Source organism: Inquilinus sp. OTU3971 (genome assembly GCF_038440215.1).
On the sequence record NZ_JASATH010000244.1, the window covers coordinates 1 to 10,629 of the forward strand.

Genomic DNA, 10,629 nt, shown 5'->3' on the forward strand with positions numbered 1-10,629 from the left:
TCAGCTTCAGCCGCGATGTCGGAGATGCCAAAGCCGCGCTCGAATATGCCGAGCGGCTGGCCCGGATTGTCCCACCCGATCCTGATTTGGCTCGGCTCATCGATGCCCTTCGGGCTCAAGCGAACTGACGGAGTGGCGACGAGGTGGAGGCGAGATCGCGGGCGGCCGATATCATAGGCATGACTGGCTGGTCCGTTCCTTGACCACCGCATCGCCAGACCGCATGCCTGGAGGCATCCAGCATGTCGGCCCATGAGGCGAACGCCTCGGAAAGCTTTCGCAGCGCGTCTGATCGGACACATCTGTAGGCATTTTGCCTGAGTGCTTACAATCCGCACAAGCCGACACGGGGCGACCAACACCTGCTCTGCTTGCGACGCGGCCATACGCTGCTCCTGATTTCCAGCGTCGCTCACTGCCGAAACGCGATCGTCAACACGGATTTGAGCGCCTGGCCGGTTTCAAGGAACGGCATCGGATCGACCGGGGATCCGCCGCGGCGGATCTCGTAGTGCAGATGCGGGCCGGTCGATTGCCCGGTCGAACCGAGCGTGCCGATCACGGATGCGGCCGTGACCATCTCGTCTCTGGCGACGGCGATCGACTGCAGATGCCCGTAGCGGCTGGTCAGCCCGTCATCATGCTCGATCTCGACGCAGTTGCCGTAGCCGCCCGCGACATCCGCGAAGACGACGCGGCCGGATCCGGTCGCGAAGATCGGCGTGCCGGCAGCGGCCACGAAGTCCGATCCGGCATGCAGCCTCACGACGCCGGTGATCGGACGCGTTACTTCCCGATGTTCGAGATCTTCCTCGGCTCCTCCTCCGTCTGGATCGAGGGGATGCGGGCGGCCCGGATCGGCGTCGACATCACCAAGCACTGCGTGTTCTCGTCGTTCAAGGTCGCGCCGGGCGACCCACCGCTCGGCGTGCCGATCGGCACCACGGTGACGGCCAGCCCGAACGTCATCATCGGCGGCGTGCCGATGCCGTCGCTGATGGCCTTTGCCGTGGGCGTGGCGATGAAGGGCTCGGCGCCCAGACGTTGAAGTCGATCGGCGACATCGCCCGGCACCAGCGCATCCCCGACAACGACGCCGACTTCGTCGAGCCGCAGGACATGCTGGCCGAGCTGCGCGACGACAATCTCCGCCTGACCCAGGCGATGCGGCAGGTCCACAACACCTGCGACGAGCACAACGACGTGGCGACGGCCAGCCTGCTTGAGAACCGGATCGACGAGACCGAGCGCCGCACCTGTTCCTCTACGAGGCTTCCCATCGGCCGCACGGCTCAAATGGGTAGGATTCCGCGGTGGACGCTGCAGACCTTCGCCTTTGCGTCGACGGCTGCCATGTCCGTTGCTGTTCAGGGCTTCGGATGCCGGCCCCTGTCGCGGGGTCTGGGCCGGGAGCAGGGCCGACGTCCGAAGGCCTTCGGGGGAGGAAGCCTCTCTTGGTTGGGCCGGCTGGCCAAGCGCCGTCGCAAACTGCCGCAGGCGTTTCCGGTCCCGGCGCTCCGCGAATGTCGGACGCCACGAGTTTGTGATAAAACCGCGACTGTATCGGCCCCTGATCCGAGTTGCTCGGCGCGCCGATTCGTTGGGATGGAGGGGAGGGTGGTCGGCCGTCCTTGCCTGCTGCGCGCGCTGGTGCCTTGGATGGCCGGCGTGGCGATCGGGGTTGCTCTTGCCAGCGCGGCGGACGCGGCGGGACCGCCGGGGCAGCCCGGCATCTTCATCGAAGTCGCCTTCGAGGGCCTGACGGGCGAAGTCACGGGAATCCCCGAGCTCGACGAGCTGACCACCGTCCCCGGCTATCCGGTGATCCTGCGCGGGGTGACGCCGCCCGGCCTCTACGGCAAGCCGCTGCAGATCACGGTGACCCCGCCGCAGAAGGCCGAGCCGCCGGACCCGACCGAGGCGCCGCAGGAGATCCCCGACAATGACTGCCCGGCCAATGTCATCTTCGTCGGCCCGCTGGAGGCCCTGCCGCCGACCGTGATCGACGTCGTCGCCGATGTCGACGGCAGCTTCGAAGCCGAGTTCACGCCGCAGACGATCGGCACCCATGAGGTCGAGATCCGCGACCCCGAGCGGGGGCAGACCGGCGACACCAGCTTCGAGGTCTCCGATCTCAGCGACCTGGTCGAGGAGCCCGACTGCGCCAAGAAAGACGGGGCCGACAAGCGCGGGATCGAGGCGGAGGCGGAGACGCTGACCGAGACGACCGGTGCGATCATCGATGCGGTCGCCGGCAAGCTCGACGACCTTCCCGCCAGCCCGGCCAAGGATGAGGCGAAGGCGAAGCTGGCCGAGCTGCAGGGGGCCATGAAGACGCTGCGCGCCCAGGGCGGATCGCCGGAATGGGTGAACGGCGTGGGCCAACTGGTGGCGCTGCAATCCGTCGCGTCGGAGATGCGGGTGGCGACCATGGGGCTGTCGGCGCGCCTGAAGACCTGGCACGCCGTCGCCAAGCGCGCGAACGCCCGCGCCTCCGCGGTGCTGGCCGAGGTGACGCGCAAGAATCTCCTGTGCGACCAGCTGGACGTCGCCATCAACGGGCTCAAGGCGGTCGACTTCTTTCTCGGCCTGCTGACCAAGCCCGTTGCCTATTTCGTGGACTGGGCGAAGGAGAACGTGCCGACGAAGCTGGTCAGCATGATCCCGGCGGTCAGGCGCACCAAGGCGGGCACCGAGGCGGTCGAGACCTCGTGGAAGGGCATCACCACCTTCGCGCCGCTGCGGGAGGATGCGGCCAAGAGCCACTACAAGATCGAGGCCGCGGCCGGGGTCAACAAGATGGCCTATGCGATGAGCGCCTTCATGATCAGCCGCATGTTCGAGCGCTACTGCCAGACCTTCCAGGGGCCGGTCACCGGCAAGATGACCGCGGAGTTCCGCCACAACGGCAATCTCTACTGGACCTATACGGTCGAGATCAAAGGCGACCTGATCCTGCGCTATCCGAAGGATGCGAAGGGCGATGCGATCGCGCTGACCGGCGAGGTCATGGGCAACGCGATGTCGTTCCGGACGTGGGACAACGCCATCCCGGTGCTGTTCCCTGAGCTGGCCCAGGCCACCATCCTGAAGGGCGTGCGCCAGGATCCGATGGGCCTCGGCGACATCAAGGCGCTGAACGAGACGCAGCGGCTCAAGGACAAGAAGATCCTGGGGCAGGACATAGCGAGCCTGAACCCGCTGACCACGATCCTCGACCAGGGCGGCCCGCTGGTGCGGGCGGGCTTCACGCCGAACTTCTTCCGCGTGCCGGTGCACGGCGATCTCCGGGGCAACACTCTGCGGATCGAGGTGCTGCCGGCAGCGGTCGATTTCGACGATGCACGCACCAAGGTGCTGGTCCTGATGCTGCCGGTCCTCTCCATGCGGATAACCCTGCAGGACTACGCTTTGCCGTTCAAAGGCGCGCAGTTCCTGATGCTCCGGGCGATGAATGACGGGCCGGCGGAGTTCACCGTGCAGCGCTCGGGCACCACCATGACGATCGCCCGGCAGTTCGAGCGCCGCAAGCCGGGCGACGAGGCCACGGGCGTCTACAATCTATCGGTCAAGGCCTGCAACCCGTCCTGCTGAGGGACGCCGTTCCGGTCCGGATGGTCTTGGGGGGTGCGATGCGGATACTGGTCGTCCTGGCAGCCTTGGCGGTCCTGCTGGCCGCGCCCGCGGGCCGGGCGGAAACGGACGCCGACGATCTCTGGCAGCGTGTCGTCGCCGCCTATGACGCGCTCGGCACCTACAGCGACAGCGGCGAGATCGTCACCGAATACGGCTCCGCCGCCGCGGTCGAGATCCGCGAGCGGCATCGCTTCAAGACCGCGCTCAAGCGGCCGCGACAGTTCTATTTCGAGTTCGACGAGGATCCCGGTGCCGGGGCCGACCGCTTCGTCATCTGGTGCGAGGGGGCGGAGTTCAACAGCTGGTGGCTGACGACCAAGGTCCATGACGTCTATCCCCAGGGCAAGGGCATCGATGCCTTCGCCGTGGCTTCGCTGCCGACCAAGGGGACGGCGGTCCTGGTGCCCGGGCTGCTGTTCGGATCGGCGGGGCTGCAGGGCCCGCTGCACAGTCTGGAGGAGCTGCGGCTCGACGGCACCGAGCGGATCGACGGGCGCGACCACATCAAGCTCAGCGGCATGGTTCGCGAGAAATACGGCACCAGCTACGTGTCCAGCGAGTATCCCGCCACGCTATGGATCGACCGCGACAGCCTGCTGATCCGCAGGATCCTCCAGGACACGCCGCTGGGCACCGGCGGCATCAACCGCAGCCTGACGACCCTCGACCCCGTCGCCGATCCGGTGGTCGACGACGCCGCGTTCCGGTTCTCGCCGCCATGACCGGCGCCTTCAGGATCCGCGCGTTGGCCTGGCGAAGCCTCCTGCTGCTCGCAGCGGTCCTGCCGTTCGGCGTCGCGCGGGCGGAGTCGCCGCGGCCGACTGTCATCGTCGTCGATTCCTCCGGCAGCATGAGCGCCGCGATCGGCGGCGTCCCGCGGCTCGACGCGGTGCGCGGCGTGCTGGGCGAGATGCTGGCGCGCTGGCCCGCTGCCGCGCCGGTCGGCCTCATCGCCTATGGCCATCGCCGCAGCAGCGACTGCGGCGACATCGAGGTGTTGTCGCCGATCGGCCCGCCCGACACGGCGGCGCTGGGCCGGCGTCTCGCCACGCTGCGCGCCCGCGGCAAGACCCCGTTGGCCGCCTCGCTGCAGCAGGCCGCCGGCCTGCTGCAGGCCGCAGGCGGGGGCGGCACCATCATCCTGGTGACGGACGGGATCGAGACCTGCCACCCCGACCCCTGCGCCGTCGCCGCCGCCCTGCGCGCGGCCGATGCGGCGTTGTCGGTGCATGTCATCGGCTTCGCCGTCGAAAAGAAGGAGGAGCAGCAGCTGTCCTGCATCGCCTCGGCCGGTGGCGGGGACTATCGCACCGCTGCTGACGCCGACAGCCTGATCGCCACCCTGGACACCGCCGCGCGCGCGGCGACCGCCCCCGCGCCGGCCCAGGCCGAGCCGACGCCGGTGGAAACACTCGCGCCGGTCGAGGTGCCGGAACCGGTGAAGACGGCGCGGGCCAGCATCGTCGCCGTGATCCCCGGGGAAGGTCCCGTCTCCGACCTCGCGATCGACTGGCGCGTCGCCGGCGGGGAGGGGCCTGAACCGTTCCGCTACGAAGGCCGGACCAGCCTGGTGGAGCTGACGGCGCCGGCGGGCCGCTACGCCATCGAGGCCGCGGTCGGCAATGTCGAAGCGCATCGCGATGTCGAGCTTTCCGGCGAGACGGCCCGGATCGAAGTGCCGTTGGTGGCGGGGCGCCTCAAGGCGCAGGCGGTGCCGTATGAGGGGGCCGAACCGATCGCCGAGGGGCTGCACTGGACGCTGACGCCGCTGGACGGCCAGGCGGCGGTCGAGGTGCCGGCGGTGGCCAGGCCGGCGCTGCTGCTGGCGGTCGGGCGCTACCGTCTCGCGGTGGAGCATGAGGGGCGGCGGGCGGAGCAGGAGGTGACGCTGGCCCCCGGCCATCCGCTCGACCTTGCGCTCAGCCTGCGGCTGGGCGAGCTGAAGCTGTCGGCCGCGCTGGCGGAGGACGGCGAGCCGCTGACCGACTGGCGCGGCCTGGCCTGGCGCGCCCTGGCGTCCGACGGCACCACCGCCGCCGAGGCCGTCCAGGAGGCGGCGCCGCTCTTCGTCCTGCCGTCCGGCCACTACCGCGTCGAGTTCGCCGTCGCCGGCACCGCCGTCCAGCGCGATGTCGAGATCGAGGAGGGCGCGCAACGGGAGGCACGCATCGTGGTTCCGACCGGCAGCCGGACCCTCGCCGCCGCCTTCGCCCCGGGCTCCGATCCCTTGACCGACTGGCGCGACACGAGCTGGACCGTCACTGCGGTGGATGCGATCGGCATCGCCCCGGGAACGGCCCTGATGCAGGACCAGCCCGTCGCCAATCCGATCGTGCCGCTGCTGCCCGGTCGCTGGCACGTCGCGGTGAAGAGCGGCGTGGCGACGGCCGAGCGGGACATCGCGGTCGCACCGGATACGGAGGAAACGGTGCGGCTCGAGCTGCAGGCCGGGCGCCTCGGCGTGTCGGCGCTGCCGGAGGAAGGCGCGAACCCGCCGGCGAACATCGTCTTCGAATTCTATCCCGTCGCCGCCGACGGAGGCCTCGGCCCTGCCGCGTATGCCGGCGGCAGCAGCCTGTCGCTGGAATCCATTCTGCCGGCCGGCCGCTGGCGTGTCTCCGCGACGGCCGATGATAGCCGGCGTGCCGAAGCGACGATCGACCTCGCTGCCGGGGACGAGAAGGTGCTCGAAATGACCCTGACGCAAGGGAAATAACCGGTTGGCGCCAGAAGCCGTGGCCGGCCGGCAGCGGCCCCTGCCGGAACACGTCCAGCGCCGCACCGCCCAGCCGGCCCTCGTCGAGGGCGGCGAGCAGGTCGGCATCGATGGGGCCACTCGAGTTGCCGCCGACGAGGCCATCACGTGTCGGCGTTTGCCAAACGGTACCTTCACTCGGATCGAGCGTTCCGAGACACGACGCGGGCAGCTGCGCTGCAATCAGCCATCGAGCTTCACCATCCGCAGGCGGAGCGCGTTGGCGATCACCGAGACGGAGCTGAGCGCCATGGCCGCGGCCGCGATCTCAGGGCTCAGCAGCAGGCCCAGGGCCGGATACAGCACTCCGGCCGCCACGGGCACCCCGACCGCGTTATAGACGAAGGCGAAGAACAGGTTCTGGCGGATGTTTCGCATGGTCGCGGCGCTGAGCGACCGCGCCCGGGCGATGGCGGCGAGGTCGCCCTTCACCAGCGTCACATGCGCACTCTGGATCGCCACGTCGGTGCCGGTGCCCATGGCGATGCCGATATCCGCCTCGGCCAAAGCCGGGGCGTCGTTCACGCCGTCGCCGGCCATGGCCACGACCCGGCCCCCGCCCTTCAGCCGGCGGATGACCGCGCCCTTGTCCTCGGGCAGCACCTCGGCCTCGACCTCGTCGATGCCGAGCCGCCCGGCCACCGCGGCGGCGGTGGTGCGGTTGTCGCCGGTCAGCATGACCACGCGCAGCCCGGCTGCGCGCAGCGCCGCGATGGCGGCGGGCGTCGTCTGCTTCACCGGGTCGGCCACGGCGATCAGCCCGGCGACGGCGCCGTCGACGACCAGGTGCATCGCCGTGGCGCCGTCATGCCGCAGTGCCTCCGCCTGCTCCGCCAGCGAACCGGCGGCGACGCCGAGCTCGTCCAGCAGGGCGGCGTTGCCGAGCGCGACCTCCCGCCCCTCGATCCGCGCGGCGACGCCCTTGCCGGTCAGCGAGCGGAAATCCTCGGCCGCCGGCACCTCCAGCTTGCGCTCGGCGGCGCCGGCCAGGATCGCCGCGGCCAGCGGATGCTCGCTGCCGCGCTCCAACCCGGCAGCCAGACGCAGCAATTCGGCCTCGTCCTGCCCGGGCGCCGGGACGATCCGGACCAGCCGCGGCTTGCCCTCGGTCAGGGTGCCGGTCTTGTCGACCACCAGCGTGTCGACCTTTTCGAGCCGCTCCAGCGCCTCGGCGTTCTTGATCAGCACGCCGAGCCGGGCGCCGCGGCCCACCCCCACCATGATCGACATCGGCGTGGCCAGGCCGAGGGCGCAGGGGCAGGCGATGATCAGCACCGAAACCGCGGCGACCAGGCCGTAGGCGAGCGCCGGCGACGGCCCCCAGACCGCCCAGGCGGCGAAGGCCAGCACCGCGACCGCCACCACCAGCGGCACGAACCAGCCGGAAACCCGGTCCGCCAGGCGCTGGATCGGCGCCCGGCTGCGCTGGGCCTGGCCGACCATCTCGACAATGCGGGCCAGCACCGTCTCGCTGCCCACCCGCTCGGCCCGCAGGACGAAGCCGCCGGTGCCGTTGATGGTGCCGCCGATCACCCTGTCGCCCGACGTCTTCTCGACGGGGATCGCCTCGCCGGTGATCATGCTCTCGTCGACCGCACTGCGACCCTCCTCGACCGTGCCGTCGACCGGCACCTTGTCGCCCGGCCGGACGCGCAGCCGGTCGCCGACATGGATTTGCTCGAGCGGGACCTCCTCATCCGCCCCGTCGTCGCGGACCCGGCGGGCGAGCTTCGGCGCGAGGTCGAGCAGGGCCCGGATGGCGCCGCCGGTGCGCTCACGCGCCTGCAACTCCAGCACCTGGCCCAGCAGCACCAGGACGGTGATCACCGCCGCCGGCTCGAAATAGACCGCGACGGCCCCGTCCATGCCGCGGAAGCCTTCGGGGAAGAGGCCGGGGACAAGCGCCGCGACCAGGCTGTAGACATAGGCGGCGCCGGTGCCGAGCGCGATCAGCGTGAACATATTGAGGCTGAGCCGCACGATCGACTGCCAGCCGCGGACGAAGAATGGCCAGCCCGCCCAGAGCACGACCGGCGTGGCCAGGACCAGCTGGATCCACACCGCGGTGCGGGCGCCGATCGCATGGGCGATGCCGAACCAATGGTCGCCCATCTCCAGCAGGACGATCGGAACGGTCAGGGCCAAGCCGATCCAGAACCGCCGCCGCATGTCGACGAGCTCCGGGTTCGGCCCAACCTCGGCCGTCACCCGCTCCGGCTCCAGCGCCATGCCGCAGATCGGGCAGGTACCCGGCCCCTCCTGCCGGATCTGCGGGTGCATCGGGCAGGTGTAGATGGCGCCGACCGCGGCTGGGGCCGGCACGGCCCGCTCCGCTCGTGGGTCGGCGTAGCGCCCGGGATCGGCCTTGAACTTCGCCAGGCAGCCCGCGCTGCAGAAGTGGAAGCGGGCGCCGTCATGCTCAGCATGATGCGGCGTCTTCTCCGGATCGACATCCATGCCGCAGACCGGGTCCTTCACCGCGTGAGTGTGGGCTGGATGATGGTGTCGGCGGCCCGGAGGATCCTGATGTGCGTGCGCCATTCACTGCTCCCATCTCTCCCGATCACAGGCAAATGGGGCTTCCAGATACTGGAAGGTCAAGGGCGGGTGGACAGGTCGTCAAGCGGCGGCGACCCGAACGGGAGCGACAAGGCGACGATGCAAGGCGCCCAGCGGCGCCTCGCATGGGCCTTGGGGTCAATCGATACACCCGCTTCGGGGACTGCGCGGGCCATACGCCGGACGGGGAGGAAGACCGGTCCGGACTGCCCGGTCGCGGTTCGGTGAAGCTTGTGAGCGAGATCGAGGCGCCGCTGTCAGCCTACTGAACGGCGCGCCTTTGTCTCCCCTCGGCGCCTGGTCCTCTTGCCCGAGGCCCGGCATACACCGGGATCAGTTCGCGATACCGCGCGATCAATGCCTGGCATGCGGTTCGAAGCTCGGAACTGATTGCGAAGGCGCCGCCGCCAGTCTCCTCGGCCAAGCCGAACAGAACCTGTTCGATCTCATGCAGTTGCAGGGATCGCTCTGTTGAATCTGTCCCGCCCTCCGGGCACTGGGGATCGAGGATCGCATCGTAGATCCGATCCAGCCAGTCGGCGAGCGTGTCCGTATCACGTAAGACGGCAGTGCAGCCGTTCCTGCGCCGGAACGCGATGGGTGGCTCGATATGGGTGATGGCGTGCATGGCGACATCTCCTCACCCCCAATCGGAACGAAGAATTCCACTCTTTTCCCAAGCTTGCAACATGCGAACCGTATCGAAGCGGGAAAAGTTCATCGTACTGTCACGGCCCCTCGCGGCATGATCCGAGAGGGGCCAGTGCCATGTCCGGCTCGCGCGCCCTTCGGCTGGTGCACCCGGTCACTGCCGCGCCGCTGTTTCCGTGCTGCTGCCCATAGCCCGGATCACCCCGGCTGACGATGGGCTGCATGGCCACGACGGGGGGTGGCGCGGGAGGCAGAGCCATGGTGGCCGGCTGTGCGACGGCCGCCGACACCTGCACACGGTCGGTGATGCACGGGCGGCCGACGCGGGCGAAGGCTCCCCGCACCACGTCGTCCTCGCACAGCACCTCGCGCGCCGCGTCGCCTTCCCCCATCTGGCGCAGCAGGGTGGCCATGTTTCTGCGTTCGCATCCCTGGTCGACTGTGGTGCCGCCGCCGGTCAGGCCGAATCCGGCCACAGCCACCCCCGCGGAGTAGGAGCCGGCGCATGTGTTCAGCCCCGCCGTCAGGCCGGGCGCGTACACATCCGGCGTGTTGTTGACGGTGTAGGCCCCCTTGTATCGCAGCGTGCTGTCGCCAGGCACGCCGTTGACGATGCTCACGGTGCCGCCGGCCGAGATGGCGCCGGCCGTGGCCCCTGCGTTGTTGACGGCGCTGGAGTTGGCGCCGCTGGTGGCGCTGGCGCTCGACGTCGACTGGGCCAGGGCCGGCCCGGCCGGAACCGCAAGGAGCGAGGCGACGAAGAGGATCCGCAGCATGCTGACTTCTCCAGGATGAGGACGCCCGCGAACGGAAACCCGCTTGGAAACGCAAACTGGCGCGGCCGACTGACGGCAAACCCGAAACTGCCGGCGCTCGCGAACGTCATGCCCGCTGCGCAACGGTTCTCGAATCCACCACCAGCCGGCTCGCGCCAGCGCTTTTTCTCAACGTGCATCCACTAACGAACGCGACCGAATTCTCGTTCCCCTCCATCGCTGCAAATTCCCGCCCTCCGGACGCCGGACTAG

8 protein-coding genes and 1 pseudogene are annotated in these 10,629 nt (G+C 69.6%); 5 read left to right on the plus strand and 4 right to left on the minus strand.

Annotation, left to right across the window (positions count from 1 at the left end; genetic code table 11):
* Positions 1-412: 412 nt before the first annotated feature.
* Positions 413-880, minus strand: a complete 468-nt coding sequence (locus AAHM41_RS36045) for a M23 family metallopeptidase (protein ID WP_342241459.1) — start codon at positions 878-880, stop codon at positions 413-415.
* 3 nt (positions 881-883) lie between these two features.
* Here AAHM41_RS36045 and AAHM41_RS36050 point away from each other — a divergent pair, with 3 nt between their 5' ends.
* The 5 genes and pseudogenes from AAHM41_RS36050 to AAHM41_RS36070 all read left to right on the plus strand — a co-directional run bounded on the left by AAHM41_RS36050 (position 884) and on the right by AAHM41_RS36070 (position 6,352).
* A complete protein-coding gene (locus AAHM41_RS36050; RefSeq protein ID WP_342241460.1) occupies positions 884-1,048 on the plus strand; it encodes a hypothetical protein in 165 nt (54 codons plus the stop codon).
* A 71-nt stretch (positions 1,049-1,119) separates the two neighbouring features.
* Positions 1,120-1,191 (plus strand): annotated as a pseudogene (locus AAHM41_RS40780) (hypothetical protein); the annotation flags it as partial.
* A gap of 426 nt (positions 1,192-1,617) precedes the next feature.
* Positions 1,618-3,594: a hypothetical protein gene (locus AAHM41_RS36060; RefSeq protein WP_342241461.1), complete on the plus strand. Its 1,977-nt coding sequence runs from the start codon at positions 1,618-1,620 to the stop codon at positions 3,592-3,594.
* Positions 3,595-3,632: 38 nt separating this feature from the next.
* Positions 3,633-4,358: a hypothetical protein gene (locus AAHM41_RS36065; RefSeq protein ID WP_342241462.1), complete on the plus strand. Its 726-nt coding sequence runs from the start codon at positions 3,633-3,635 to the stop codon at positions 4,356-4,358.
* Positions 4,359-4,381: 23 nt separating this feature from the next.
* Entirely contained in the window at positions 4,382-6,352 is a 1,971-nt protein-coding gene (locus tag AAHM41_RS36070; protein WP_342241463.1) for a vWA domain-containing protein, read from the plus strand.
* A 222-nt stretch (positions 6,353-6,574) separates the two neighbouring features.
* On the opposite strand, the gene AAHM41_RS36075 is transcribed toward AAHM41_RS36070, so the two are convergent.
* The 3 genes from AAHM41_RS36075 to AAHM41_RS36085 form a co-directional block, all read right to left on the minus strand.
* Positions 6,575-8,932 (minus strand): heavy metal translocating P-type ATPase, encoded by a 2,358-nt coding sequence (locus AAHM41_RS36075; RefSeq protein WP_342241464.1) that lies wholly within the window; start codon positions 8,930-8,932, stop codon positions 6,575-6,577.
* A 280-nt stretch (positions 8,933-9,212) separates the two neighbouring features.
* On the minus strand, positions 9,213-9,578 hold the full coding sequence (locus tag AAHM41_RS36080; RefSeq protein ID WP_342241465.1) for a hypothetical protein: 366 nt from the start codon (positions 9,576-9,578) through the stop codon (positions 9,213-9,215).
* Between the two features lie 100 nt (positions 9,579-9,678).
* The gene (locus AAHM41_RS36085) at positions 9,679-10,377 is read right to left on the minus strand and encodes a hypothetical protein (RefSeq protein WP_342241466.1); all 699 of its coding nucleotides are present in this window, start codon (positions 10,375-10,377) and stop codon (positions 9,679-9,681) included.
* Positions 10,378-10,629 lie beyond the last annotated feature (252 nt).

Bases quoted from the DNA above. Each gene is read 5' to 3' on its own strand.
- AAHM41_RS36075 (WP_342241464.1), bottom strand. From the start codon at position 8,932: ATGGCGCACGCACATCAGGATCCTCCGGGCCGCCGACACCATCATCCA.
- AAHM41_RS36085 (WP_342241466.1), bottom strand. From the start codon at position 10,377: ATGCTGCGGATCCTCTTCGTCGCCTCGCTCCTTGCGGTTCCGGCCGGG.
- AAHM41_RS36065 (WP_342241462.1), top strand. From the start codon at position 3,633: ATGCGGATACTGGTCGTCCTGGCAGCCTTGGCGGTCCTGCTGGCCGCG.
- AAHM41_RS36080 (WP_342241465.1), bottom strand. From the start codon at position 9,578: ATGCACGCCATCACCCATATCGAGCCACCCATCGCGTTCCGGCGCAGG.